The organism is Saccharothrix australiensis (assembly GCF_003634935.1).
GTDB classification, from domain to species: domain Bacteria; phylum Actinomycetota; class Actinomycetes; order Mycobacteriales; family Pseudonocardiaceae; genus Actinosynnema; species Actinosynnema australiense.
In genome coordinates this window covers 669674-694979 of record NZ_RBXO01000001.1, presented here as the reverse complement: position 1 = coordinate 694979, position 25306 = coordinate 669674, and the positions used below count along the sequence as shown (strand labels likewise).

At 74.0% G+C, this 25306-nt stretch carries 24 protein-coding genes; 6 read left to right on the top strand and 18 right to left on the bottom strand.

All coding sequences use genetic code 11. The features are described from left to right. The first annotated feature begins 21 nt into the window (after positions 1–21). Positions 22–870, top strand: coding sequence for a (2Fe-2S)-binding protein (locus tag C8E97_RS03385; RefSeq protein ID WP_121001541.1), 849 nt, complete (start codon positions 22–24; stop codon positions 868–870). A gap of 283 nt (positions 871–1153) precedes the next feature. Here the strand turns inward: C8E97_RS03385 and C8E97_RS03380 are convergent, their stop codons facing one another. Continuing rightward, a complete protein-coding gene (locus tag C8E97_RS03380) occupies positions 1154–1501 on the bottom strand; it encodes a histone-like nucleoid-structuring protein Lsr2 (protein WP_121001540.1) in 348 nt (115 codons plus the stop codon). A gap of 115 nt (positions 1502–1616) precedes the next feature. Then, entirely contained in the window at positions 1617–3128 is a 1512-nt protein-coding gene (gene lysS, locus C8E97_RS03375; protein WP_121001539.1) for a lysine--tRNA ligase, read from the bottom strand. A gap of 62 nt (positions 3129–3190) precedes the next feature. Between lysS and C8E97_RS03370 the strand changes: the two genes are divergently transcribed. Then, the gene (locus C8E97_RS03370) at positions 3191–3943 is read left to right on the top strand and encodes a class I SAM-dependent methyltransferase (RefSeq protein ID WP_121010687.1); all 753 of its coding nucleotides are present in this window, start codon (positions 3191–3193) and stop codon (positions 3941–3943) included. A gap of 53 nt (positions 3944–3996) precedes the next feature. On the opposite strand, the gene C8E97_RS03365 is transcribed toward C8E97_RS03370, so the two are convergent. The 5 genes from C8E97_RS03365 to C8E97_RS03345 form a co-directional block, all read right to left on the bottom strand. Next, a complete protein-coding gene (locus C8E97_RS03365) occupies positions 3997–4782 on the bottom strand; it encodes a type III pantothenate kinase (protein WP_121001538.1) in 786 nt (261 codons plus the stop codon). 168 nt (positions 4783–4950) lie between these two features. Further along, positions 4951–5445, bottom strand: a complete 495-nt coding sequence (gene panD, locus C8E97_RS03360; RefSeq protein ID WP_121001536.1) for an aspartate 1-decarboxylase — start codon at positions 5443–5445, stop codon at positions 4951–4953. 11 nt (positions 5446–5456) lie between these two features. Further along, positions 5457–6347 (bottom strand): pantoate--beta-alanine ligase, encoded by an 891-nt coding sequence (panC, locus tag C8E97_RS03355; RefSeq protein ID WP_121001534.1) that lies wholly within the window; start codon positions 6345–6347, stop codon positions 5457–5459. Beyond that, positions 6344–7237, bottom strand: coding sequence for a Rossmann-like and DUF2520 domain-containing protein (locus C8E97_RS03350; protein WP_121001532.1), 894 nt, complete (start codon positions 7235–7237; stop codon positions 6344–6346). Before C8E97_RS03350 ends, panC begins: the two co-directional genes overlap by 4 nt. Before the next feature lie 88 nt (positions 7238–7325). Then, positions 7326–8501: a PrsW family intramembrane metalloprotease gene (locus C8E97_RS03345; RefSeq protein WP_121001530.1), complete on the bottom strand. Its 1176-nt coding sequence runs from the start codon at positions 8499–8501 to the stop codon at positions 7326–7328. 30 nt (positions 8502–8531) lie between these two features. Between C8E97_RS03345 and C8E97_RS03340 the strand changes: the two genes are divergently transcribed. The 3 genes from C8E97_RS03340 (at position 8532) to C8E97_RS03330 (ending at position 11080) form a co-directional block, all read left to right on the top strand. Then, positions 8532–9446 carry an SAM-dependent methyltransferase gene (locus tag C8E97_RS03340; RefSeq protein ID WP_121001528.1) on the top strand — a complete coding sequence of 305 codons (915 nt, stop codon included), beginning with the start codon at positions 8532–8534 and terminating at the stop codon, positions 9444–9446. Between the two features lie 96 nt (positions 9447–9542). Continuing rightward, positions 9543–9989: a DUF1203 domain-containing protein gene (locus C8E97_RS03335; RefSeq protein WP_121001526.1), complete on the top strand. Its 447-nt coding sequence runs from the start codon at positions 9543–9545 to the stop codon at positions 9987–9989. 17 nt (positions 9990–10006) lie between these two features. Further along, positions 10007–11080 carry an NADH-quinone oxidoreductase subunit D gene (locus C8E97_RS03330; protein ID WP_121001524.1) on the top strand — a complete coding sequence of 358 codons (1074 nt, stop codon included), beginning with the start codon at positions 10007–10009 and terminating at the stop codon, positions 11078–11080. Positions 11081–11206: 126 nt separating this feature from the next. Here the strand turns inward: C8E97_RS03330 and C8E97_RS03325 are convergent, their stop codons facing one another. From C8E97_RS03325 to ftsH, 7 genes are all read right to left on the bottom strand, one after another. After that, a complete protein-coding gene (locus C8E97_RS03325) occupies positions 11207–12904 on the bottom strand; it encodes a DUF6779 domain-containing protein (RefSeq protein ID WP_121001522.1) in 1698 nt (565 codons plus the stop codon). Positions 12905–12954: 50 nt separating this feature from the next. After that, positions 12955–13407: a DUF3180 domain-containing protein gene (locus tag C8E97_RS03320; protein ID WP_121001520.1), complete on the bottom strand. Its 453-nt coding sequence runs from the start codon at positions 13405–13407 to the stop codon at positions 12955–12957. A gap of 113 nt (positions 13408–13520) precedes the next feature. Beyond that, a complete protein-coding gene (folK, locus tag C8E97_RS03315; RefSeq protein WP_121001518.1) occupies positions 13521–14003 on the bottom strand; it encodes a 2-amino-4-hydroxy-6-hydroxymethyldihydropteridine diphosphokinase in 483 nt (160 codons plus the stop codon). Positions 14004–14015: 12 nt separating this feature from the next. After that, on the bottom strand, positions 14016–14378 hold the full coding sequence (gene folB, locus C8E97_RS03310; protein ID WP_121001516.1) for a dihydroneopterin aldolase: 363 nt from the start codon (positions 14376–14378) through the stop codon (positions 14016–14018). Next, on the bottom strand, positions 14371–15156 hold the full coding sequence (folP, locus tag C8E97_RS03305) for a dihydropteroate synthase (RefSeq protein ID WP_121001514.1): 786 nt from the start codon (positions 15154–15156) through the stop codon (positions 14371–14373). The genes folB and folP overlap by 8 nt, the downstream gene beginning before the upstream one ends. Before the next feature lie 29 nt (positions 15157–15185). Further along, positions 15186–15809 carry a GTP cyclohydrolase I FolE gene (gene folE, locus C8E97_RS03300; RefSeq protein ID WP_121010684.1) on the bottom strand — a complete coding sequence of 208 codons (624 nt, stop codon included), beginning with the start codon at positions 15807–15809 and terminating at the stop codon, positions 15186–15188. 5 nt (positions 15810–15814) lie between these two features. Beyond that, positions 15815–18016 (bottom strand): ATP-dependent zinc metalloprotease FtsH, encoded by a 2202-nt coding sequence (ftsH, locus tag C8E97_RS03295; protein WP_121001512.1) that lies wholly within the window; start codon positions 18014–18016, stop codon positions 15815–15817. A 422-nt stretch (positions 18017–18438) separates the two neighbouring features. Between ftsH and C8E97_RS03290 the strand changes: the two genes are divergently transcribed. Continuing rightward, on the top strand, positions 18439–20139 hold the full coding sequence (locus tag C8E97_RS03290) for a substrate-binding and VWA domain-containing protein (RefSeq protein ID WP_121001510.1): 1701 nt from the start codon (positions 18439–18441) through the stop codon (positions 20137–20139). 595 nt (positions 20140–20734) lie between these two features. Here C8E97_RS03290 and hpt read toward each other — a convergent pair. From hpt to dacB, 4 genes are all read right to left on the bottom strand, one after another. After that, positions 20735–21286, bottom strand: coding sequence for a hypoxanthine phosphoribosyltransferase (hpt, locus tag C8E97_RS03285; protein ID WP_121001507.1), 552 nt, complete (start codon positions 21284–21286; stop codon positions 20735–20737). A 16-nt stretch (positions 21287–21302) separates the two neighbouring features. Next, a complete protein-coding gene (gene tilS, locus C8E97_RS03280; RefSeq protein ID WP_121001505.1) occupies positions 21303–22217 on the bottom strand; it encodes a tRNA lysidine(34) synthetase TilS in 915 nt (304 codons plus the stop codon). Then, complete coding sequence (locus tag C8E97_RS03275; RefSeq protein WP_121001503.1) at positions 22214–23242, bottom strand: zinc-dependent metalloprotease; 1029 nt, start codon at positions 23240–23242, stop codon at positions 22214–22216. Before C8E97_RS03275 ends, tilS begins: the two co-directional genes overlap by 4 nt. 62 nt (positions 23243–23304) lie before the next feature. Continuing rightward, complete coding sequence (gene dacB, locus C8E97_RS03270; protein ID WP_147454986.1) at positions 23305–25269, bottom strand: D-alanyl-D-alanine carboxypeptidase/D-alanyl-D-alanine endopeptidase; 1965 nt, start codon at positions 25267–25269, stop codon at positions 23305–23307. Positions 25270–25306 lie beyond the last annotated feature (37 nt).

The following is a 25306-nucleotide window of genomic DNA, read 5'->3' as shown; positions in this document are numbered from 1 at the left end:
CCCACGCGAGGACCTTCTGCCATGACCGTACCGGTGCAGGCACCAGCACGCGACGCGCGCACGCCGATCGCCGGTTCCGTCACTCGGGCGGACGCACTCGCCCAATGGTGTGAAGTCCGCTACGGCCTCCCGCGCACCGCGGGCGAGCCCGGCGCCGGCACCGGGTGGGTGGTCACCGAGGCGTTCATGACCGACCCGGACAGGTTCGGCGCGTGGCGCGCCACGCTCGCCGACTGGCTGCGCGCCCAGTACGGCGCGGCGCCGGACCGGACCACCGGCGGCTACGTGATGAGCTGGTACCTGGGCGCCGTCGGGCTGCTCGGCGGCGCGCTGTTCCACCAGTCGCGCCGCGTGCCGTCACTACGGCCCTCCGACGTGGCGATCCACGTCGCGGAGCACGACCGGCCGCACGTCGTGGGCCTCGCGGTGCTGGCCGACGGGTTCGCCTGCCTGCCCGACGACCCCGACGCCGACCACCCGGCGGCCACGGTCGTCGCCGACGACCACGCCCTCGCCGCCCTCCTGCGGGCGCGGTTCGCCGCGCACGCGTCCCGGTTCGTGGCCTCCTTCGGCCCGACCGTCCGGTTCGGCCGCCGCCAGCTGTGGGCCGCCGCCACCGACGCCCTCGACTCCGCCGCCTGGACGGCCGGCCTGCTGGCCGGCGACGAGGCCGCCGGGGTGGCCGACTCGGCGCTGCTGCTGCCCGCGAAGCAGGACCCGTTCACCTCGGGGTCGACGCTGCGCGCCACCGACGCCGGGTGGACGCGCCGCCGGGAGAGCTGCTGCTTCCACTTCGCGCTGCCCGCCGCGGAGGCGTGCGCCACGTGCCCGCGGGTGTGCCGGGACGAAGCCGCCGGACCTGCCGCCTAGTCCGTTCGGCGCGTCCCCCGCCCGTCGGTCCACAGCCGAACAGCAGCACCCCGCGAGATCGTTGCGCACTTCACCGTCCGACGTCCGACATCTGCTCGCCCCGCGATCGGTTCTTCTGTACCGATCACTTGATCACCACGCCGTGACGATTGCGCACCGAACCGTCCCGGAAAAGCAACCGGTGGCGGGCCCGCAAACCCGCGAAGGGGTGCCGGTCGAAACCGGCACCCCTTCGTAGATTGACGTAATTGCGTGGCGTGCGCCACGCAAAGGGCCTTCAGGCTCAGCCCTGCTGGTGGTATGCCTCCAGCACCTCGGCGGGGATGCGCCCGCGATCGGACACCTTCATCCCCTGCTTGCGGGCCCACTCCCGAATCGCCTGGTTCTGCTCGCGATCGGCCGACGCCGGACGTGCCGCCTTCACACCGGCCGGGCGACCCGGACCGCGCTTGCGACCGCCCGCCTTGCGAGCGCTGGCGACGAAGTCGGCGAGGGCGTCGCGGAGCCTGCCCGCATTGCTCGAAGAAAGGTCGATCTCGTAGGACACGCCGTCCAAACCGAAGCCGACCGTCTCCTCAGCCTGCCCGCCGTCCAGGTCATCGACCAGGGTCACGGTGACCTTCTGCGCCATGCGTATCCTCCTGGACTCCGAATGCGCGGTGTTCCCCGACCGCGACCAAAGCATTGTCGAGTGCAGGTTAGCGCACAAGTACCGCAATGCGCAGACCGGAGTCCGAGAAGTTACTTCATTCAGGTCGTACGAGGGGGAACAGGATCGTCTCCCGGATACCGAGACCGGTGATGGCCATCAGCAGTCGGTCGATGCCCATTCCCACGCCACCGCTCGGTGGCATTCCGTACTCCAGCGATCGCAGAAAGTCTTCGTCCACGGGCATGGCCTCGGCGTCCCCGGCGGCGCTGAGCCGCGCCTGGGCTTCCAGCCGCTCCCGCTCCACGACCGGGTCGACCAACTCCGAGTATCCCGTGGCCAACTCGAATCCGCGCACGTACAGGTCCCACTTTTCGGCCACCCCCGGCCGGGTGCGGTGCTGGCGGGTGAGCGGCGAGGTCTCCAGGGGGAAATCACGGACAAACGTGGGCGCGTGCAGCCGGTCGCCGACCAGGTGCTCCCACAGCTCCTCCACGAGCTTGCCGTGGCCGGCGTCCGGGTCGACCTCCAGCCCCACCCGGTCGGCGAGCGCCCGCAGGCGCTCCGCGGGCGTGCCGGGCGCGACCTCCTCGCCGACCGCCTCGGACAGCGACTCGTACATGCCCAGCGTCGTCCACTCGCCGCCGAGGTCGTACTCCTCGCCGTCGGCGAGCGTCACCACGTGAAGGCCGGCGACCGCCAGCGCGGCCTCCTGGACGAGCTCGCGGGTCAGCACGGCGTTGGTGTCGTAGGTCGCGTACGCCTCGTAGTACTCCAACATCGAGAACTCGGGCGAATGCGACGAGTCCATGCCCTCGTTGCGGAAGTTGCGGTTGATCTCGAAGACCTTCTCGATACCGCCCACGACGCACCGCTTGAGGTACAGCTCCGGGGCGATCCGCAGGAACAGGTCGATGTCCAGCGCGTTGGAGCGCGTCACGAACGGGCGGGCCGACGCACCGCCCTGCAACGTCTGCAACATCGGGGTCTCGACTTCGATGAATCCGCGGCGGTGGAACGAGTCCCGCAACGACCGCACCACGGCCGCCCGGTCGCGCACCGTGTTCCGGGCCTGCTCCCGCACGATGAGGTCGACGTACCGCTGCCGAATGCGGGTTTCCTCGGCCAGTTCCTTGTGCGCGACCGGCAGCGGGCGGAGGGCCTTGGCGGCCAGCCGCCACTCCGCCGCCAGCACGGACAGTTCGCCGCGCCGCGACGTGACGACCTCGCCGCGCACGAATACGTGGTCGCCCAAGTCGACGTCGGACTTCCATTCCGCCAGGGCCGTCGCGCCGACCCCGTCGAGGCTCAGCATGGCCTGGAGTTCGGTGCCGTCGCCTTCGCGCAGCGTCGCGAAGCACAACTTGCCGGTGTTGCGGATGAACATCACGCGCCCCGTGACGCCGACCACTTCGCCGGTCGCCACATCGGGTTCGAGCCCCTGGTGCGCTTCCCGCACCTGGCGCAACGTGTGCGTGCGCGGCAGTTCCACCGGATACGGGTCGACCCCGCGTTCCAGCAACCGCGCCCGCTTCTCCCGGCGCACCCGCAGCTGCTCGGGCAGATCGTCGTCACTGGTCGCGGAGGGGTTGGCAGGCTGCTCACTCACGCCGGGAAGGGTACGTAAAGACCTCTCGGGGATTCGAACCGGTGCTCACTATCGTGGGGACGGTGACGAGTGATGACCTGAGGACTCGCCGGGCGAACTCCTTCGGAGCACACGCCCACGCCTACGCCGAACACCGCCCGGACTACCCGGCGCCCGCCATCCGGTGGGCCTTGTCACCACTGGGCCCCGGCGCCCACGAGGTGCTGGACCTCGCCGCCGGCACCGGCAAGCTCACCGGCGGGCTCGTCGCGGAGGGCCACCACGTGACGGCGGTGGAACCCGACGAGTCGATGCTGTCGGAACTGGTGCGGCGGCACGGCGGCGTCCGGGCCCTGCCCGGCACCGCCGAACGCATCCCGCTCCCCGACGCGACAGTGGACGCCGTCCTGGTCGGCCAGGCGTTCCACTGGTTCGACCCCGCGCGGGCCCTGCCCGAGATCGCGCGGGTCCTGCGCCCCGGCGGCGTCCTGGCGGGCCTGTGGAACGGCGACGACGTCGAGGTCCCGTGGGTGGCGGAGTTCAACCGGATCACCCGAGGCGGCACCGAACCGCTGGACACCGCCGTGCGGTCGATCCCCGACCACGAACTGTTCAAGGACGCGGAAACCCGCACGTTCCCCCACACCCACCGCAGGACGGCGGAAACCCTGGCGGCCACGGTCGACACCTACTCGCACGCCATCGTCATGCCGCAGGACGAACGCGAGGCGCTCCGACAGCGGATGCTGGACTTCCTGCTCTCCCAACCCGAAACGGCCGAGGGCGAGTTCGACGTGCCGCTCAGGACTCACGTCGAGCGCGCCATCCGCACCTGACACCCCGCGCGGCGAGGGCTTCTCTTCGACTCGGCACCGCTCCGACTCTCGGATCACCGCATGTTGCGCTCGAACACCAGCCTCAACCCGAGCAGCGTCAGGTCCGGGACGTGCCCCTGGATCGCGGCCGACTCCGTGACCACCAGCGGTGCCAACCCGCCCGTCGCGATCACCGTCACCGGCCCCGGCTCGGTCACCTGCAACTCGTCCACGATCCGGCGCACGAGCCCGTCCACCTGCCCCACGAACCCGTACACGATGCCGGACTGGAGGCACTCGACGGTGTTCTTCCCGATCACCGACCGGGGCCGGACGAGTTCGACCTTCCGCAACTGGGCGGCCCTGGCGGCCAGCGCGTCCACGGAGATCTCGATGCCCGGCGCGAGCGCGCCGCCGAGGAACTCGCCCTTGGCGGAGATGACGTCCAGGTTCGTGGAGGTGCCGAAGTCCACGACCACGCACGCGGTGCTGTAGAGGTGGTGCGCCGCCAGCGTGTTGATCACGCGGTCCGAGCCCACCTCCTTCGGGTTGTCCACCAGCAGCGGGACCCCGGTGCGCACGCCGGGCTCGACCAGCACCTTGGGCACGGTGGAGTAGTAGCGCCCCAGCATCACCCGGAGTTCGCGCAGCACCGCGGGCACCGTGGACAGCGCCGAGATGCCGGTGATCTTGTCCGCGTACTCGCCGAGCAGCCCGCGCATGGTCAGGGCCAGCTCGTCGGCGGTCATCCGGGCGTCGGTGCGCATCCGCCAGTCGCGCACGAGCGCGGCCTTGTCCCCGGTGCCGTCGTACAACCCCAGGACGATGTTGGTGTTGCCGACGTCGATGGCGAGCAGCACGGACTTCCCTCTCTGTTCAGGACGCAGTATCCCGGACGCGGTGGCCAAGACTCGATGGCCAAGACTCGATGGCCAAGACCGGTGGCCAAGACCGGTGGCCAAGACGCGGTGGTCGGGACGCGGTGGTCGGGACGCGCCGCGGAAGCGGTGCCCCGGCGCGGCACCCGCTCAGTTCTCGGCCTGGATCAGCGCGTCCAGCGCCGTGGCGTCCTCGGTCTCCGACGCCGTGGTCTCCGCCGCCTCCGCGACGGGCTCCACCGCCGCGCCGCTCACCAGCCCGGAGCCCTCGGGCGCGCGCGCCGGGTCGACCCCCAGCTCGACGACCTTGTTCCCGGCGTCCACGAACACGACCTTCGGCGCGTACGACCGCGCCTCGGCGTCGTCCATCTGGCCGTACGCGATGAGGATCACCAGGTCGCCGGGCCGCACGAGGTGCGCCGCGGCGCCGTTGATCCCGATCACGCCGGTGCCGCGCGCGCCGGGGATGACGTAGGTCTCCAGCCGGGCCCCGTTGGTCACGTCCACGATCGCGACCTGTTCGCCGGCGAGGAGGTCGGCGGCGTCCATCAGGTCCTCGTCCACCGTCACCGAGCCCACGTAGTGCAGGTCGGCCTGGGTCACCGTGGCCCGGTGGATCTTCGACTTGAGCATGGTGCGGAACATCGGGGTTCCCCTCACTCGTCGCCGGTGCCGAGCAGCACCGCGATGTTGTCGATCAATCGGGTGGCGCCCACGCGCGCGGCGACCAGGAGCCGGGCGTCGCCGTTCTCCGGCGCGGGCCCGAGGTCGGGGGCGCGCAACTCCAGGTAGTCCAGGTCGACCGCGGGCTCGGCGGCCAGCGTCGCGGACGCCGCGCCCAGCACCGCGTCCGCGCCCTGCCCGCTCACGTGCGCGCCGGCGACGAGGGCGGCGGACAGCGCCGTCGCGGCGGCGCGCTCGGCCTCCGACAGGTAGCGGTTGCGGGAGGACAGCGCCAACCCGTCCGCCTCGCGGACCGTCGGCACCCCGACCACGTCCACGGGGAAGTTCAGGTCGCGCGCCATCCGGTGGATGAGCGTGAGCTGCTGGTAGTCCTTCTCCCCGAACACCGCGTACGTGGGCTGGACGATGTTGAACAGCTTCGACACCACGGTCAGCACGCCCGCGAAGTGCCCCGGCCGGGACGCGCCCTCCAGCTCGTCGCCCAGCGGCCCCGGCGACACCGTCACGGTGGCGCCGGGCAGGTACACGTCCTCCGCCGCGGGCGCGAACACCAGGCCGACCCGCTCCTCGCGGCAGACGTCCACATCGGACTCGAACGTCCTGGGGTAGGCGGCGAAGTCCTCGTTCGGACCGAACTGCGTCGGGTTGACGAAGATCGACACCACGACCACGGTGTTCTGCATGACGTGCGCCTCCCGGATCAGCTTCCGGTGGCCCGCGTGCAGCGCGCCCATCGTCGGCACGAGCGCGATGTTGCGACCCGCGGCGCGCAGCGCGCGGACCACGCGCCGCAGCCGGTCCGGGTCACGGTGCACCGTGACGTCGTCGGGCGCGTAGTCGTCTTTGGTGAGCGGCTTGGTCATCGGTCCTCAAGGGTGGTGCGGACGTCGGCTGCCGGTTCGGGCTTGAGCAGCCCGGCGGCCTGTGCGCGGTCGACGGTGCGGCGCGCGAGAACTCGGTACGGGGCAAGCGTCTCAGGCCCCTCGGCGGCGAGCACGCGCAGGTGCTTGGCGACGGTGCCGGCGTCGCCGCGGGCGACCGGTCCGGTCAGCGCGCGGTCGCCGTGCCGCAGCACGTTGTCCAGGGCGGCTGACAGCAGCGGCCCGAGCACCCGCTCGGCGTCGGCGATGCCCGCCGAGCGCAGCAGGTCCGCGCAGTCGGCGACCAGGGTGATCAGGTGGTTCGCGCCGTGCGCCAGCGCCGCGTGGTACAGCGGGCGGACCGCTTCCGGCACGCGCACGGGCTCGGCGGACATCTCCACCACGAGCGCCTCGCCGACGTGCCACGCCGCGTCGTCGCCGTCGGCGGCGGTCACCCCGACCGAGCAGGCGGTCATCCGCTCGACGTCCTCGGCGCGGCCGGTGAACGTCATCACCGGGTGCAGCGCGACGCACAGCGCGCCGACGTCCGCCGCGGGCGCGAGCACCTCGACGCCCTGCGCGCCGCTGGTGTGCACCACGATCTGCCCGGCCCGCAGCGACCCGGTGGCGACGAGCCCGCGCACCAGCCCGGCCAGCTCGTCGTCCGGCACGGCCAGCAGCACGAGGTCGGCGGCGGCGGCGACCTCCGGCGGCGGCAGCACCGGCACGTCCGGCAGCAGCTCCTCCGCGCGCCGCAGCGACGCGCGGGACACGGCCGACACCGATCCGACGACGTGGCCCGCCCTGGTGAGGGCGGCGCCGAGCACCGAGCCCACCCGACCGGCCGAGATCACTCCGACGGCCAGCCGCGCGGGGCGGGGGGTCGCGTCCATGCGACGTACTCCTCCAATGGCGTTCCAGTCCCGTGGCGGGTACCGGACGACGGGCGCGAGCGTAATCCCGCGCTCGCCGCGCCAGCCGTCAACTGCGACGAACACCACCCGCCGCCTTGAGCGCACCGGGTGCGTCCACAGCGGCCTGACGTGCGGTGATGAGCGCTTCCAAGAGCACCTCGTGCCGTCGGTCGGCTTCGTGCCCCGCGGTGCCCAGCGCGATCCGGTGCCGCAGGAACGCCAGTTCCGTCGCGGCCACCTGGTACCCGGCCACGGCCCGCGCGGCCTGGTCCCCGACCTTGCGGCGCACGGCCCGCCGCCACCGCCGGCGGCCCTGCAACGACGCGAGCAGCGTCACCTCGCTGGACGCGATCCACCGGCGCGCGGCCATCTCCGGGAGCTGGCCCGCGACGATCCGCTGCTCGCGGCGGCGCTGCCAGACCACCAGCCAGACCGTGCCGGCGAACACCGGCACCATGATCAGGAAGTACAGGTTGATGAACGTCGACCCGGTGCCCACGGTGGTGGAGAAGTTCCACAGCGAGTGCAGCCCGGCCGCGCCCAGGTAGCCCAGGACGGGCGCGACCACGCGGACCCGCCGGTTCGCGGTCATGGACGCGATGCCGATCCCGATGCCGGTCATGGCCGTGAACAGCGGGTGCGCGAACGGCGACAGCACGCCGCGCAGGATGAACAGCGCCACCACGCCGCTGGACAGGTCGCCGAGCCCGCTGTCGACGAACACCCGCGCGAAGTAGTAGATGTTCTCGGTGTACGCGAACCCGGCGGCCGTGACGCCCGCGTAGACGATGCCGTCCACCACGCCGTCGAACTCCTCGCGGCGGCGCAGGAACAGCGCGATCACGAACGCCGCCTTGGTCGCCTCCTCCACGATCGGCGCGCCCACGACGGCGGCGAACGTCGACCCGTCGCCGTCGTTGATCAGCTCGCCCAGCACGTGCGCGGTCTGGTTGAACACCAGCGAGGTGATGGTCGCGCCGCACGCGCCCCAGGCGAACGCCAGCAAGAGGATCTTCGCCGGTTCCGGCTCCCACCGGTCCACCCACAGGAACGCGCCCAGCACCGCCGCGACCGGCACCAGCGCCGCCACCGCGCCGACCAGGATGGGCCCCGCGCCGATCTTGCTGGTGCCCAGGGCCAACAGCACCAGTCCGCAGACGCCCAGCGCGATCAGGCCGACGACCGGCAGCAGGACGGTCCAGCGGCGCTGGTTGGCGCGCTTGCGGGCAGGGTAGGCGGTCACAGTGTGCAACCTTAAAGGGACACTTGACCGATGCGGGACTCGGAAGCGGCGTGGCGCGTTGCCCTCTACGGCCCGGAGGGCTTCTTCCGGCGCGGCGCGGTGCCCGCCGACCACTTCCGCACCGCGCCGCTGATCGGCCCTGAGCTGGCGGAAGCGCTGCTCGTGCTGCTCGATCGGGTGGACTTCGCGCTCGGTCGGCCCGCGCACGTGGACTTCGTGGACGTCGGCGCGGGCGGCGGCGAGCTGTCGGCGGCGGTCCGCTCCCTCGCGCCGCCGTCGCTCGGCCGCCGCCTGCGCGTCACGGCGGTCGACCTCGGGCCGCCCCGCGCGCTGCCCGGCGTCCGGTGGACCGACGCCCTGCCGGACCGCGTGGAGGGCCTGCTGGTGGGGCACGAGTGGCTCGACGCGATCCCGTGCCCCCTGGTCGTCGGGCCGCACGACGACCCGTGGCTGGCGCGCTGGTGGCCGTTGCGGCCGGGGTGGCGCGCGGAGATCGGCGCGCCCCGCGACGCGGCCTGGGCGGACGCCGTGTCGCGGGTGCGCGGGGCGGCGCTGGCCATCGACTACGGGCACCTGCGGGCCGACCGGGCCGCGGGCCGGTACCGCGCGGGCACGTTCGCCGCCTACCGCGGCGGCAGGCAGGTCACGCCGGTGTTCGACGGGTCGTGCGACCTGACCGCGCACGTGGCCCTGGACGCGTGCGCGGAGGCGGCGGGCGGCGACCGGGTGCTGGTGTCGCAGCGGGCGGCGCTGGCGGCGCTGGGCCTGGTCGCGTCCGCCGAGGGGACCGGCATGGCGTGGCTGGAGTCGGCCGCCAGGGCGGCGCGGGTCGCGGAGCTGCGGGCGGTGGGCGGGCTCGGCTCGTTCGGGTGGCTGCTGCACGGGGTCGGCGTCGCGGTGTCCGACCTGCTCCCGCCGCTGCCCGCGTGGCGGCCCCTCGGCTGAGCACCCGACCTGCCAGGCACCCGACCTGCCAGGCGCCCGGTCGCCACGTCCGAAGACCGCCGGCCCGGCGCGCGACCGCCGACCAGGCTGGCGGCCATGATGATCCACGCCTTGCCCACGGACGTGCTGGACCGCGCCAGGAAGCTGGCCGGCACGGACGAGTTCCACGAGCTGCGCGACGAACAGGTCGGCGCGCCCCTGCGGTGCTGCCTCCGCAAGGCCGTCGCCGGCGAGCCGGTCGTGCTGTTCCGGTACGCGCCGAGCGCGGGCCGGGGCCCGTACGAAGAGCTCGGACCGGTCTTCGCGCACGCGCTGCCCTGCGCCGGCCCGGACGACCCGCACGAGCTGCCCGAGGCGCTGCGCCACAACCACCGGACCGTCCGCGCCTACGACGCCGAGGGCCGCATCCACGACGGCGGGGTCGCCGCCCCCGACGAGCTGGCGGAGCGGATCACCGGGCTGCTGGACGAGCCCGGCGTGGTCGAGGTCCAGGTGCGCAGCGCGTCGCACGGGTGCTTCCTGTTCTCCGTCACCGCGGACTGACGTGCGAGCATGGGGCCGTGGAGATCACCGTTGGCGTCGGGGCCGGTGCCCGCCACCTGGGCGTGGACCGGGTGGTCGACCTCGGCCCCCTGCACCCGTCGGCGCACGGCGCGTACCGGCTGCGCCTCACCGTCCGCGACGACGAGGTCATCACCGCCGCCGAACCGCTCGTCGGGCACCTGCACCGGGGCGCGGAGAAGCTGTTCGAGGTCCGCGACTACCGGCAGGTGCTGACGCTGGCCAACCGCCACGACTGGCTGGCCGCGTTCTGCAACGAGCTGGCCGTCGCGCTGGCGGTCGAGCGCATGACCGGCATGGACGTCCCTCCTCGCGCCCAAGTGCTGCGCGCCCTGCTGTGCGAGCTGAACCGGGTCATGGCGCACCTGGTCTTCCTCGCCCCGCTCACCGGCCCGGCCGCGGCCCGCGGCCGGGAGGCCGTGCAGGCGGTGCTGGAGGAGGCGTCCGGCGGGCGCATCCACTTCATGTTCAACCGCATCGGCGGGCTGCGCGAGGACGTGCCCGCCGGGTGGACCGACCGCGTCCGCGCCGCGTTGTCCACCGTGGACCCCGGCCCGGTGCCCGACGGGCTGGCCGGGCTCGGGGTGCTGGGCCAGGACGCGGCGCTCGCGCACGGGGTGACCGGCCCGATCGGTCGGGCGTCCGGGGTGGACCTCGACCTGCGCCGCGACGACCCGCTGCCCGGCTACCGGGACCTGACCGTGACGCCGGTCGTGCGGACCGAGGGCGACGCGCTCGCCAGGGTGCGGTGCCTGGTCGACGAGGTGCGGCAGTCCGTGCGGCTGGCCGGCGAGTGCCTGGACCGGCTGCCGGGCGGTCCGGTGAACCTGCGGCTGCCCAAGGCGGTCAAGGCGCCCGAGGGTTCCGTGTACACGCGGGTGGAGGCGCCGCTGGGCGTCTCCGGGGTGCACCTGTCGTCCCGCGGCGAGAAGACGCCCTGGCGGCTCAAGCTGCGGACGCCGTCGTTCAACAACGTGCAGGCGCTGTCCGCGCTGCTGCCCGGCACCCGCGTGGACGACCTGCCCGCCGTGCTGGGCTCGTTCGCCGTGGTGGTCGGCGACATCGACAAGTAGACCGCGCCGACCCGCTCAGCACTCGCGCTCAGTCCCCACCGACCGACCGCTCGGCACCCGCGCCGGGTCCTCACCGGCCTGCTCAGCACCGCGCCGGGTCCTCACCGGCCCGCTCAGCGCCCGCGCTCAGTCCCCGCCGCGCCGACGGCGACGCCGCGGCGACTCCGCCCCGCCGAACGCGGCCAGCAGCTCGCTCACCGACTTGCCGTCCGCGTGCGCGCCGGCCGGCTCGACCGGCTCGGGCGCACCGCGCCGGGTGGACCGGTCCTCGGCACGCCGCCGACCGCCGCCCTCCTCGGCCGCGTGCCCGCCGGCGGAGGGCTCGGGCTCGACCGGCACGTACCCGCTCTCCTCGGCCGCGCGCCGACCGGCCGTCGGCTCGCCGCCCCCCTCGCCCACCGACCGGAACCCGCCGGCCGGACCGGCCGCGGGCGCGGGCCGACGACCACCGGCCTCCGCGCGGGCGGTCCGGCCGGGACGGGGCGTCTCCCCGGCTGCGGGCGCCACGCGGTGGCCGCCGGCCTGCTCGGCCCGATCCGGGTCCACCGGGCGGAACCCGCCGGTCCGCGCCGCGGCGGGCACCGCGCGTGCGCCGGTCGCCTCGGCGGGCGGCGCGGCGCGGTGGCCGCCGTCCTGGTCGGCGGGCGAGCCTCGGCGGGCGGCCTGGTCGGCGGCGAGGGCGTCGCGGCTGATCATCTCGGTCCGCTCGGCGATCCGGCTGCGCCGCTGGATGGTGTGCTCGGTCCTGGCCGGCTCGGCCTTGCGGGGCGTCTCGGCGCGCACGGCGTCGACCCGCGCCGGGTCCACCCGCGCCGAGTCGGTCCGCGCCGAACCCGTGCGCGCGGAGTCCACCCGAGCCGGGTCCGGCCGCGGCACGTCGGCCTGCGCGGTGGCGCGCGGGGTGTCCGCCCGCGCCGGTTCGGCCGGGGGCGGACCGCCGACCGGCGGGTCCGCCTGCGCGTCCGCGCCGCGACCGGCGGCGGGCTCGACGCGGCGGGTCGGCTCCGCCGGGCGGCCCGCCGGGTTCAGGCGACCCGCCAGGTCGGCCCGGCTGACGCGTTCGGTCGGGTCGGGCGCGCCCGGCCGGGCCACGACGGCGGGCCGCTGCCGGTCCGCGCGGGCGGGCTCGCGGCGCACCGGCTGGCCGGACTCGCGGCGCGCGGGCTCCGGGCGGACGGGTTCGGGGCGCCGGACCTGCTCCTTGCGCGCCGCCTCGTGCGCGACCCGCTCGATCAGCTCCGTCCGGTCCGCCGCGGGCTTCTCCGCGGCCTTCTTCACGGTCGTCTTCGCGCCGCCCGCGGTGATGACCCGCTGGTCGGCCAGCCCCATCAGGCGCGACTGGTCCGACAGCGAGCGCATCCGCGTCGACTCGGCGCGCAGCGCCACCCGTTCGACCAGGACCTCGCCGCCGAGCAGGGCTTCCAGGTTCTCCCGCAGCGCGCGCAGCTCGCCGCGCAGCGCCTCCAGGTCGTCCTTCGCCTCTTCCCGCACCTGCCGGCGGGTCTCCGCCTCGATCTCCAGCTCGTACTCGCGGCGGGCGGCGACCTCGCGCTCCAGCTCCAGCTCGTACACCGACTGGAGGTCGGCGACCTCGTCCTCGCGGTCGGCGGCCTGGCGGCGGTAGCGGGCCGCGAGGAACGCCCCGACCAGCGCCGCCCACAGGGCGGCGACGACGGCCAGCCGCAGCCAGCGGGCGTTGTCGCTCAGCACCAGCACCGCCGCGGCGCCCAGCGCGAGCGCCAGTGCCGCCACCAGCAGCAGTCGCCCGGAGCCACGACCGTGATCCTGCCGCTCGTCGTCCTGCGACGTGCCTCGCCCGGTCATGGCGCCTACCGTACCGGTCAGTTATCCGATTGAGACCTCCGCGTCCGCGTTCACGCGTCCAGGTGGGGGTCGTCCGGCGTCCGGCAGCAGTGCTCCAGCCACAGCGCCGCGCCCACCAGCGCGGCGGCGCAGGCGATCCCGACGACCGCGCTGACCAGGTCGTGGTCGGCGGCCTCGAACTCGCCGCGGACCGGCAGCACGTAGATCAGCACGCCCGCCCACGCGCCCGCCATGATGGCTCCGAGCAGCGACGACGCCTTCGCCAGCGCGACCGCCCGCGCGGCGGTCAGCGGTTCGACGGGCGGCGTGCCCGGCTTGCGCCGGATGCGCGCCCGCAACGAGAAACCGAGCACCAGGTCGACCACCGCGATGACCAGCAGCGTGAACCCGGCGAACGTGGGCAGCGGCGGCAGGGTGTCGTAGGCGAGCCGCAGCAGCAGGTGCGCGAGCAGGCCCGCGACGAGTCCGGCGGCGAGCAGGTCACGGGGCTTGGTGAACCTCACACGGCTCATGGTGTCATTCGTGCCTTTCGACCAGCGCGCGGTCTTCCCGCCCCGGCGTCATCCGCGGCGCGGGCCGACCCGGCGACCGGCTCGGCGTCGCGGCGGCGGAACGGTCAGGTCAGCGACAGGTCGTCCCGGCGCTCCACACCGCCCAGGTCCAGCCCCGCCACGAGGTCCGCGACCCGACCCCGGCCCGGCAGCACGGCGTCCGGCTCCACGTCCAGCCACGGCACGAGCACGGTGGCGCGCTCGGCCGCGCCGGGGTGCGGCAGCAGCAGCTCCGGGTCGTCGGACGTCACGCCGTCCACGGTCACCACGTCGACGTCGAGCGTCCGCGGCCCCCACCGCAGGGTCCGGACGCGGCCCGACGCGTTCTCCAGCTCCTGCCCGCGCCGCAGCCAGTCCCACGGCCCGAGGTCGCCGGCCACGACCAGCACCGCGTTGAGGAAGTCGTCCTGGTCGGTCACGCCCCACGGCGCGGTCTCGTAAACCGGGGACACCGCGACGAGTTCGGCGGCGAACCCCGCGACCGCGGCCCGCAGGTACCCGAGCCGGTCGCCCAGGTTCGAGCCGATGGACAGCACCGCCCTGGTCACGGGCGCACCTCCCTAGTCACGGGTGCGCCGCACCGTGACGGCGACGTCCGCGAAGGTCAGCGGGATCGGCGCGGACGGCTTGTGCACCGTCACCTCGGTCGCCCGCACCCGCAGGTCGGTCATCACCTCGTCGGCGATCTTCCCCGCCACGGTCTCGATGAGGTCGTACGGCTCACCCGCCACGATCGCCGCCGCGCGCTCGGCCAGCTCGCCGTAGTGCAGCGTCTCCCGCAGGTCGTCGGTGGCCGCCGCCCGCGACAGGTCCAGCCACACCGTCACGTCGACCAGGAAGTCCTGGCCGTCGCGCTTCTCGTGCTCGAACACGCCGTGGAAGCCGCGCACCCGCAGGCCGCGCAGCGAGATCCGGTCACCCACGTCCAGCCCTCCACGCCCCTGCCACGGCCACCGCGTCCAGCGACCTGCCCACGTCGTGCACCCGCACGCCCCACGCGCCCGAGAACGCCGCCAGCGCCGACACCGCGGCCGTCGCATCCTCGCGCCCGCTCGGCGGGCGACCACCCAGCAGGGTGCCGAGAAAACGTTTGCGGGATGCTCCGACCAGCACCGGGAAGCCCAGCTCCAGCAGCTCGTCCAGGCGCTGGAGCAGCTGCCAGTTGTGCGTGGCGTCCTTGGCGAACCCCAGGCCGGGGTCCAGCACGACGTCCTCCGCCCGCACCCCGGCCGCGAGGGCGGTGTCGACGCGGGCGCTCAACTCGTCCCGCACGTCGCGCACCACGTCGTCGTACACCGCGAGCTTGTCCATGTCCCGGCTGTGCCCGCGCCAGTGCATCAGCACGTACGGCACCCCGGCCGACGCCACGACGGACGCCATCCTCGGGTCGGCCAGGCCGCCGGACACGTCGTTCACGATCGAGGCGCCCGCCTCCAGCGCCGCCTCCGCCACCTCGGCCCGCATGGTGTCCACGGACACCGGCACGCCGGCGGCGACCAGCTCGCGGATCACCGGGGCGACCCGAGCGGCCTCCACGGCGGGCTCGACCCGGTCCGCTCCCGGCCGGGTCGACTCGCCGCCCACGTCGATCAGGTCGGCCCCGCGGCGGAACATCGCGACCCCGTGCTCGACGGCGTCCGGCCGCCCGAGGTACCGGCCGCCGTCGGAGAACGAGTCCGGGGTGACGTTCACGACGCCCATCACCACGCAGCGCCCCGGCCGAGGCAGGCTCACCGCGTGCGTCCCCTGATCAGCTCGATCGCCTCGGCGCGCGTGGACGAGGACGAGCGCAGCAGCCCGCGCACGGCCGAGGTCGTGGTCCGCGAGCCGGGCTTGCGGACGCCCCTCATGCCCATGCACAGGTGCTCGGCCTCCACGACGACGATCACGCCGCCCGGCTCCAGCCTGCGCACCAGCGCGTCCGCGATCTGCGACGTCAGGCGCTCCTGCACCTGGGGCCGCTTGGCGTAGAGGTCCACCAGCCGGGCCAGCTTGGACAGGCCGGTGACCCGCCCGTGCTCGTTCGGGATGTACCCGACGTGCGCGACGCCGTGGAACGGCAGCAGGTGGTGCTCGCAGAAGGAGAACATCGGGATGTCGGTGACCAGGACGAGTTCCTCGTGGCTCTCGTCGAAGGTCTTCGCCAGCACGCTGTCCGGGTCGGTGTACAGGCCCGCGAACAGCTCGCGGTACGCCCGCGCCACGCGGGCGGGCGTCTCCCGCAGGCCCTCGCGCTCGGGGTCCTCGCCGCACGCGAGCAGCAGCTCGCGCACGGCCGCCTCGGCCCGGCGCTGGTCGAACGCCCGCCTCGTGGAACCGGCCTCCCCGGAAGCGGGGAGGCCGGTCTGGTCGATCTCGGTCACTTGCGGTTGTCCGAATCCGTGTCGAACGTGCGCTTCCCCGCGTCGGCGTCGGTGTGCTCCGGCTGCCACTGCGGCGCGGGCTGGCCGCCGCCGGGCACCGTGGCCGGGGTCCAGCCGGGGGGCGCGCCGTAGTTCGGCGGGCCGGACGACGGGTGCTGCGGCTGGTACGGCGCGCCGTTGCCGTTCGGCACGGCAGGCGGCGCGGGCACCGGGTCCTGCGCGGGCGGCAGCTCCTTGTCCAGGGTGTCCTCGATGGCGGGCGGCCACGGCTCGCCGCGCTCCTTCGCCAGCTCCGCCGGGGTCTTGACCGGCGGCTTGTCGGACGGCGTGCGGTTGCCGAAGTCGTTGAACTTCGTGATCCGCGGCCTCTTCTCGACGTCGGCGAAGATCCGCTCCAGGTCCTTCTGGTGCAGGGTCTCCTTCTCGATCAGCTCCAGCGTCAGCGCGTCGAGCACGTCGCGGTAGGTGTTGAGCACCTCGTACGCCTCGGTGTGCGCGGCCTCGATGAGTTCGCGCACCTCCTCGTCGATCTCGTGCGCGACCTCCAGCGAGTAGTCGGCCTGCCGGCCCGCCGTGCGCCCGAGGAACGGCTCGCCCTGCTCCTGGCCGTACTTGACGGCGCCGAGGCGGGCGGACATGCCGTACTCGGTGACCATCGCGCGGGCGATCTTGGTCGCCTGTTCGATGTCGTTCGACGCGCCCGTGGTCGGCTCGTGGAAGACCAGCTCCTCGGCGGAGCGGCCACCGAGCGCGAACACCAGCCGGGCGATCATCTCGGACCTGGTCATCAGGTCCTTGTCCTCCTCGGGCACGGACAGCGTGTGACCGCCGGTCCGGCCGCGGGCGAGGATGGTGACCTTGTAGACCGGGTCGATGTCCGGCATCGCCCACGCGGCCAGGGCGTGCCCGGCCTCGTGGTAGGCGGTGATCTTCTTCTCCTTCTCGGAGATGATCCGGCTCTTGCGGGCCGGACCGCCGATCACGCGGTCCACCGACTCCTCCAGCGCGGCGCCGGTGATGACGGTGCCGTTCTGGCGGGCGGTCAGCAGGGCGGCCTCGTTGATGACGTTCGCGAGGTCCGCGCCGGAGAAGCCGACGGTGCGCTTGGCCAGGCCGTCCAGGTCCGCTTCCGGGTGCAACGGCTTTCCCTTGGCGTGGACCCGGAGGATCTGCTTGCGCCCCTTGAGGTCGGGCGCGGACACCGGGATCTGCCGGTCGAACCGGCCGGGGCGCAGCAGCGCCGGGTCGAGGATGTCGGGGCGGTTGGTCGCCGCGATCAGGATGATCCCGCCGCGCGAGTCGAACCCGTCCATCTCCACGAGCAGCTGGTTCAGCGTCTGCTCGCGCTCGTCGTGGCCGCCGCCGAGGCCCGCGCCGCGGTGGCGGCCGACCGCGTCGATCTCGTCCACGAAGATGATGCACGGCGCGTTCTGCTTGGCCTGCTCGAACAGGTCGCGCACGCGGGAGGCGCCGACGCCGACGAACATCTCGACGAAGTCCGAGCCGGAGATCGAGTAGAAGGGCACGCCCGCCTCGCCGGCGACGGCCCTCGCGAGCAGCGTCTTACCGGTTCCGGGCGGGCCGTAGAGCAGGACGCCCTTCGGGATCTTCGCGCCCAGCGCCTGGTAGCGGCCGGGGTTCTGGAGGAAGTCCTTGATCTCCTGGAGCTCCTCGACGGCCTCCTCCGCGCCCGCGACGTCCGCGAACGTCGTCTTCGGCATGTCCTTGGACAGCTGTTTGGCCTTGGACTTGCCGAAGTTCAGGACGCGGTTGCCGCCGCCCTGGGCGTTGTTCATCATCCACATCAGCAGCAGCAACAGCAGGCCGAGCGGGACCAGGTACAGCAGGATCTGCGTCAGGAACGAGTCCTGGCTGACCTTGGTCTCGACGGTCGGCTTGTTGCCGGCCTGGTCGAGGATGGTGAAGACCTCGTCGGTGGAGCTCGCCGGGAACTGCGTGATCAACCGGTTGTGACCTTCGAAGGTCGCCCCGTCGTTGAGAGTCAGCTTGAGGCGCTGCTCCTTGTCCTCGATCGTGGCTTCCTTGACCTTGCCGTCCCGGACTTGCTGCAGTGCCTGGGACGTCTTGACGGGGGTGTACCCCCGTGCGTCGTCGAAGAGCACGGTGAAGGCGTAGTAGAGCAGCAACACCGCCACTATCCACAGCAGCGGGTTGCGAAGCAGGCGCTTGCGGTCCATTCACTTACGGCCGGCGGGCGGCCTCGACCCTCCCTGACTTGGTGACGGGCGCGGACGGGCACGACCCGTCCGACCAGCCTACCGCCCGAGGCACGGGCGGGGTGCTCCGCGTGCGGCGCTGACACGTCTCGCCCGACCCAACGGGCGAGACCGGTCGTGTGTTCCCGCGGTGACCGCGAACACGGACCGCAGGTCAGCCCGGTTCACCCGGTGGTGGGACGGCCCGGAACGCGACCGGTCCGGCCGTGCCGGCCAGTGGGATCGCCGGTTGCCGCCAGGTGGCGCGGAGGTGACGACCGCGCGGGTGAGTTGGGCCACGTGAACCAGGGTGCCGCGAGAGCCGTGTCATCCTCGGATAGCTGCCGAGTGGTCCACGCCCACCCGAAAGAGTGAACACAGACAGACCCAGGGGTACTCACGGTATGTCAGCCCGCACCGAGCGCCCGCCGCGCCGCGCCCGCCGGCTCGCCCTCCCGATCGGCGCGCTGGTCGGCGTCCTCGCCGCGGGCGGCGTCACCGTCGTCGCGCTCCGGGCCACGAACGGCCCCGAGTGCGAGGGCACCCTGCCCCTGAAGGTCGCCGTCGCCCCGGCGGCCGAGGAGGTGGTGCGCGGCGCCGCCGACGACTACCACGCCGGCCAACCCCTGGTCGACGGCAAGTGCGTCCAGGTCCAGGTCGAGGTGCGCGGCTCGGCCGACACGTCGCGCGCGCTGCCGACCGCGCGGATCAGCCCGCCCGCGCTGTGGGTGCCGGACTCGTCCATGTGGGCGGCCGCGAGCAGCCGGCCGGCCGGCGACCAGGGCTCCGACGCGCCCCGGCTGGAGCTGAAGGGCTCCCTCGCCTCCTCGCCGCTGGTGATCGCCGGATCGGAGGCGTCGATGACCGCCCTCGGCTGGCCCGCCACGCCGGTGAGCTGGGCGAAGGTCCTCGACCCGCAGGTACCCGCGACCCTGAGCGACCCGACCGAGTCCACCGAGGGCCTGGCCACGCTCGCCGCCGTCCGCACGCGGCTCGGCGGGCACGGCGGCCGGCCCGAGCCGGAACTCGTCGCCGCGCTGCTGCGCCTCGGGCGCGGCGCGCAGCCGTCCGTGCGCGACGCGCTCGGAAAGGTCGTCCAGGGCGCGGCCGACGCCCCGGTGTTCACCGCGTCGGAGCAGTCCGTCCTGACCGCCAACCGGCTGGCCGGCGCACGCCCCGTCGTGGCGTCCCACCCGGAGGGGGGCACGTTCGGGTTCGACTACCCGGTCGTGCGGGTCAGCCGGAGCGGCGAGCAGGCGGGCACCGCGCGGGCCGCCGAGGAGTTCGAGCAGGCCCTGCGCTCGCCCCGCACCGCGCAGCGGTTCGCCGACGCCGGCTTCCGCACGCCCGACGGCAAGGCACCGCGCGGCTGGACCGCCGAACGGGACGGCGTCCGGGGCGACGACGTCACCCTCCTGCCGACGCCCACGCCCGACCAGGTGACGGAACTGCTGGGCACGTGGGGCGCGGTGAACCTCGACACGCGCCTGCTGGCCGTGCTGGACGTGTCCGGCTCGATGGCCGAGAAGATGCAGGGCAGCGAGCTGACGCGGGCGGCGGCGGCCAAGGAGGCAGCCCTGACGGCGCTGGCCATGCTGCCCGACACGTCCGAGATCGGCCTCTGGGCGTTCTCCACGAACCGGACGCCCGAGGGTTACGTCGAGCTGGTGCCCACGGGACCGCTGGGCGAACCGCTCGCGGGCGCGCCGCGCCGGGCGCGGCTGGAGCGGGGCGCGGGCTCGGTGCCCACGCTGGTCGGCGGCGGCACGTCGCTGAACGACACCGTGCTCGCGGCGTTCCGCCAGGCACAGCGGACGTTCAACCCGGCGAAGGTCAACTCGGTCACCATCCTGACCGACGGCGGCAACGACGACAGCTCCAGCACCGGGACGACCCAACTCGTGGACACCCTGCGCAGGGAAGCCGACCCGGCCCGACCCGTTCCCCTGTTCCTGGTCGGCCTGGGCCCGGACGCCGACCTGGACACCCTCCAGCGGATCGCCACGGCCACCGGCGGCAAGTCCTACCAGGCACTCAAGCCCGACGACATCAAGACCGTGCTGCTGGACGCCATCTCCCAACGCCGCTGCCGCCCGAACTGCTGACAACCCGACCCGAACCCACTGCCTCCGACCCCCGACACCGACCCGGACCCCTGCACGCGCAGCACAGACCCGCGGTCTCGTGTTCTCCCCGTATGGCCTGCCCTCAGGGCAACCACAGTCGGTCAGGGGGCGCAAGCACGCTTCACCGCTTGCGCCCCCTGACCGACTGTGGTGGTCTTTGACAGGCCATGCGGGGAGAACACGACGCCTTTAAAGCTTTTCCTCCCCGGAGGTCTGCCCAGCGGCGAGCGCTTCTTTAAAGCTTGTGCGGGCGCCTTCCGCGCGGAAGTTCTTCGGTTTTAGCGGGTCAAAGCTTAAAGAAGGGCGCTCGCCGCTGGGCAGGCCACCAAGGATGAGGGCAAAGCTTCTTCGAAGCTTTGCAAGCTTTTCAAGCTTCTTCGAAGCTTGAAAAGCTTTGGCTGCGTGTCATCCCCGTACGACCTGTCAAAGACCACCACGCTTGTCAGGCCAGGTCAAGCGAAGGGCGTGCTTGACCTGGCCTGACAAGCGTGGTTGCCCTGCGGGCAGGCCGTACGGGGATGACACGCAGCCGGCAGGGGTGTGTCCGAGGCGGGCGGTTGCCCGGCGGGTTGTCTCAGCTGGAGTAGACCTTCGGGTCCAGGGAGCCGATGTACGGCAGGTCGCGGTAGCGCTCGGCGTAGTCCAGGCCGTAGCCGACCACGAATTCGTTGGGGATGTCGAATCCCACGTACTTGACCGGCACGTCGACCTTGACGGCATCGGGTTTGCGCAGCAGTGAGCAGACCTCCAGAGAGCGCGGCTTGCGCGAGGCCAGGTTCTTCAACAACCACGACAGCGTCAGGCCGGAGTCGATGATGTCCTCGACGATGATCACGTTCCGGTCCACGATGTCGCGGTCCAGGTCCTTCAGGATGCGCACCACCCCCGACGAGGAGGTGGACGAGCCGTAGGAGCTGACCGCCATGAACTCCAGCTGCACGGGTACCGGCAGCGCCCTGGCCAGGTCGGTCATGAACATCACCGCGCCCTTGAGCACGGTGATCAAGACGAGGTCGGACCCGCCGTCGGCCGGGTAGTCGGCCGCGACCTTCTTGGCCAGCTCCGTGACCTTGTCGCTGATTTCCTGCTCGGTGATGAGCACGGAGGCGATGTCGCCGTCGTACACGGACGATCCCCTTTTGTCATGACTGAACCGGTTCCACTCGCAGCCTGCCATGCAGGCGGCGTGCCACAAAGCCGCCGGGCAGCCAAACTCCGCCCTGCCCGTGGTAGTCCCCGACCAGCGCGTCGACTCGGCGCAGGTGGGAGTCGGACAACTCGGGCACGCCCGCGTCGAGCAGCCAGAGACGAAGGACACGCCTGCGCAGCGCCGACGGCAGGCGTCCGAGGTCGCCGACGGCCTGCCGGTCGCCCGCGAAGCCCTCGGCGAGCGCGTCCAGCGCGTCGCAGTCCTCGCGCAGTTGGGCGGCGGTCCGCGCCAGCGAGGCCGCCACGCCCCGCTGGAGGACGTCCTCCAGCAGCGGCAGCACCTCGTGCCGCAGCCGCACGCGGGTGTAGGCCGGGTCGGAGTTGTGCGGGTCCACCCACGGTTCGAGGCCGAGTTCGGCGCACGCGGCGCTGGTCGCGGACCTGGGCACGGCGAGCAGCGGCCGTCCCCACGGCGGGTCGTGGGGGCGCATACCGGCGATGCTGCGCGGGCCCGAGCCGCGACCGAGGCCCAGCAGCACGGTCTCCGCCTGGTCGTCGAGGGTGTGGCCGAGCAGCACCAAGCCCCGCTCGGGCCGCAGCGCCGCGTACCGGGCGCGCCGCGCGGCCGCCTCGGGCCCGCCGGGGCCGTCGACGACGACCCTTCGGACCTCCGCGCGCAGGCCGAGCGCACGGCACGTGCCGGCGGCGGTCGCGGCGACCTCCGCCGAGCCCTCCTGGAGGCCGTGGTCGACGACGACGGCGTCCGCACCCGGCGCGAGGCCCGCCGTGACGGCGGCCAGGGCGAGCGAGTCCGCACCGCCCGACACGGCGACCGTCACGTGCTCGGGCCGGTGCTCGGCGAGGAACCGCTTCACGGCCGTCCGGACCTCGGACAGCGGTCCGTTCACGGCGCGACGCGGCGCAGCCAGGCAGCGGGGTCGGCGATCTCCGCCCTGGTCGGCAGCGTCTCCGGGCCGGTCCACACGGCGTTGAACCCGGACATCCCGGCCTGGCCGACGACGTGCCGCGTGAACGCCGCGCCCTCGGCGTACTGCCGGACCTTGGCCTCGACGCCGAGCAGCGTCCGCAGGATCCGGTCGAGCACCCCGCCGCCCTTGCGGCGGGCGGTGAACCGCTCGCGGATCACCGCGACGGACGGCACCACGTCCGGCCCGACCGCGTCCATGACGTGGTCGGCGTGCCCCTCCAGCAGCGTCGACAGGGCGATCAGCCGGTCGAGCACGTCGCGCTGGACGGGGCTCTGGAGCAGGTCGACGAACCCGCCCGCCTCGCGGAGCCGCCGGGGCAGGTCCCGCAGGCGCGGCGCGACGCCGTCGTCCATCGAGCCGAGCAGCGTGGCGACCAGGCCCGCGAAGTGCTCGCCGAGCCACGGCACGGCGGTGAACTGGAGCCGGTGCGTGCCCTCGTGCAGGCACACCCACATGCTGAAGTCGACGCCGGGCACGTCCAGCGCCCGCTGCGCGCCCACGATGTTGGGCGCGACCAGCAGCAACCGCCCGCCGTGCGAGAACGGGTCGTACTGGCCGAGCACCCGGCCGCTCAGGAAGGCCACGACCACGCCCGCCTGCACGCCCGCCGTCCCGGCGAGCACCCCGCCCCACGCGCCCGACTGCCTGGGCAGCGCGCCGTCGGTGAGCGCGGCGAGCCCCTGCACGGCGGCCCGCGCCCAGCCGGGCCGGTCCACGACCTCGCCCGCCCTCAGCGGCAGGCCGAGGCCGAGGCCGGTCAGCTCCCGGACGTGCACCTCCGCGTCGATGGCCTGCTCGCGCAGCCGCCCGACGGCGAGGTCCGCCTCCGCCCTGGGCACGACCGGTCCCGGCCGGACGAGCCGGGCGGCGGTGGCCGCGGCCAGCTCCCAGTCGACGGGGTCGCTCCCCGCACCCGCGCGGTGGTCCTGCGTAGCGGCGCTCACCCTCCTGACGCTACCTGCGGCGGCACTGGCGGCAACACACCCGGCACGGGTCCGCGCGCCGGTCAGGCGCAGCCGCAACCCCGGAGCGCGACGGCCAACTCGTCCAGCGCGCCGCGCACCGGAGTCGCCTCCGACGTGCTGAGCGACATGAACGCGAAGACCAGCAGCCTGCCGTCGGCGTCCACCACCACGCCGGCCAGCGAGTTCACGCCGGTCAGCGTTCCGGTCTTGGCCCGCACCCAGCCCTTGCCCGCCGCGCCCGCGCCCTGGAAGCGCCCGGCGAGCGTGCCGCTGCCGCCCGCGACCGGCAGCGCGGTCAGCAGCGGGCGCAGCTTGGCCGTGCGCGGGTCGGAGCCGTCGAACCTCGCCGCCGCCGAGAGGATGTCGCCGAGCAGCCGCGCGGGCAGCTTGTCGTTCACCGACAGGCCGGACGCGTCGAACACCTCGGCGCCGGCCAGGTCGAACCCGTGCTCGGTGAGCACCGCCCGCACGGCCTGCACGGCACCGGCGAACGTGGGCTCCATGCCCTTGGCCAGGGCGACCTCGCGGGCCATCGTCTCGGCCAGCACGTTGTCGGAGATCTGCATCATGTTCTCGACCAGCTGGTCGACCGGCGCGGACTTGACCTCGCCGAGCACCTGCGCGCCGGCGGGCGCGGTGCCGGCGGCGACCGACGCGGCCCCGAGCCGGGCGGCCAGCGCGTTCGCGGCCGTCGCGCCGGGCGTCGGCGTGCGGGGGTTGTCCAGCGTCGTGGGGTCCTGGCGCCCGCCGTCCAGCATCAGCGGCTCGATCGGCGAGACGTACCCGTCCGGCACGTCCTCGGGCGCCCAGCCGGGGGCCAGGCCGTCGCCCCGGTACCGGCTCACGTCGAACAGGACCTTGGTCACCGGGCCGCGGGCGGCCACCTGCGCCGCGAGGTCGTCCAGGGTCGCCGCGCCGGGGTAGACGGTGGGGCGGCCGGGCGGCAACGAGGACAGCGTCGGGTCGCCGCCGCCGACCAACACGACGGTGCCCGGCTGGTCGCCCTGCACCACCTTGGTCGACAGCTGGGCGGTGTGGTCGAGGCTGAGCAGCGCCGCCGCCGCGACCAGGTTCTTGATCGTGGAGGCGGGCGTCAGCGGGGTGGTCTCGCCCTGCTTCCACAGGGCCGTGCCGGTCGCCGGGTCGACCACCACGCCCGTCAGCGTGCCGAGGACGCCGTTGCCCGCCGGTCCGCGCAACGCCGCCGCGATGCCCGCGGCGGTGGGCGCGGGCGCGTCCGGGCCGACGCCCTTCAGCGCCGGTGAGACGGGCGCGGGCGGTGCCGGGGCGGCCGTGGTGGGCACGGGCGCGGTGTCGAGCCACCCGGCCTGCCAGGTGACCACCGCGCCACCCGCGAGCACCACCACCAGGGCCAGCACGCCGACCAGCAGCAGGCGGCGGCGCTTGCGGGGGCGCTCCTCGATCTCGTCCGCCGGCCGGAACCGCTCGGGCTTGGCGGTCGGCTCGACGGTCGGCTCCTCGGCGTGCGCCCCGGTGGCGGGGCCGCCGCCGGCCGCCTCGACGCCGGGCGCGCCCGCGCCGACGTCCGTGCCGACGTCCGCGCCGCGGGGAGCGCCTCGACCGGCCTCCCCGCCGTGCGGACCGCGGGCAGGCTCCTCCCCGTGCGCGCCGCCACGACCGGGATCGCCGGCGGTCGGCGTGCCGTGACCGGTCCCCGCGGTGTGCGGGCCACCGCGACCCGCCTCCGGGCCCTGCGGACCGCCATGACCGCCACGGCCCGGCTCCGGGTCCTGCGCGCCGCCGCGAGCCGGTTCCGAGCCGTACGGACCGCCACGACCCGCCTCCGGCCCCTGCGGACCGCCGCGACCGGGCTCGCCGGCGTGCCGGCCACCGCGACCGGGCTCGACGCCGCCCGGACCACCGCGGCCCGGTTCCGCACCACCACCACGACCCGGCTCGCCGGCGTGCGGTCCGCCGCGACCGGGCTCGGGGGCGTTCGCCGGGGCGCCGCCGGCCTCCGGCCGCTGTCCGGGTGACGGGGCCACCTCACCGCGAGCCGGGGGCGTCTCACGTTCCGTGATC

What these genes read in the sequence shown, in the direction of transcription:
- C8E97_RS03385 (WP_121001541.1), top strand. Translation starts at nt 22, where the DNA reads ATGACCGTACCGGTGCAGGCACCAGCACGCGACGCGCGCACGCCGATC.
- C8E97_RS03380 (WP_121001540.1), bottom strand. Translation starts at nt 1,501, where the DNA reads ATGGCGCAGAAGGTCACCGTGACCCTGGTCGATGACCTGGACGGCGGG.
- panD (WP_121001536.1), bottom strand. Translation starts at nt 5,445, where the DNA reads ATGTTCCGCACCATGCTCAAGTCGAAGATCCACCGGGCCACGGTGACC.
- panC (WP_121001534.1), bottom strand. Translation starts at nt 6,347, where the DNA reads ATGACCAAGCCGCTCACCAAAGACGACTACGCGCCCGACGACGTCACG.
- C8E97_RS03350 (WP_121001532.1), bottom strand. Translation starts at nt 7,237, where the DNA reads ATGGACGCGACCCCCCGCCCCGCGCGGCTGGCCGTCGGAGTGATCTCG.
- C8E97_RS03340 (WP_121001528.1), top strand. Translation starts at nt 8,532, where the DNA reads ATGCGGGACTCGGAAGCGGCGTGGCGCGTTGCCCTCTACGGCCCGGAG.
- C8E97_RS03335 (WP_121001526.1), top strand. Translation starts at nt 9,543, where the DNA reads ATGATGATCCACGCCTTGCCCACGGACGTGCTGGACCGCGCCAGGAAG.
- C8E97_RS03325 (WP_121001522.1), bottom strand. Translation starts at nt 12,904, where the DNA reads ATGACCGGGCGAGGCACGTCGCAGGACGACGAGCGGCAGGATCACGGT.
- folP (WP_121001514.1), bottom strand. Translation starts at nt 15,156, where the DNA reads ATGGGCGTCGTGAACGTCACCCCGGACTCGTTCTCCGACGGCGGCCGG.
- ftsH (WP_121001512.1), bottom strand. Translation starts at nt 18,016, where the DNA reads ATGGACCGCAAGCGCCTGCTTCGCAACCCGCTGCTGTGGATAGTGGCG.
- C8E97_RS03290 (WP_121001510.1), top strand. Translation starts at nt 18,439, where the DNA reads ATGTCAGCCCGCACCGAGCGCCCGCCGCGCCGCGCCCGCCGGCTCGCC.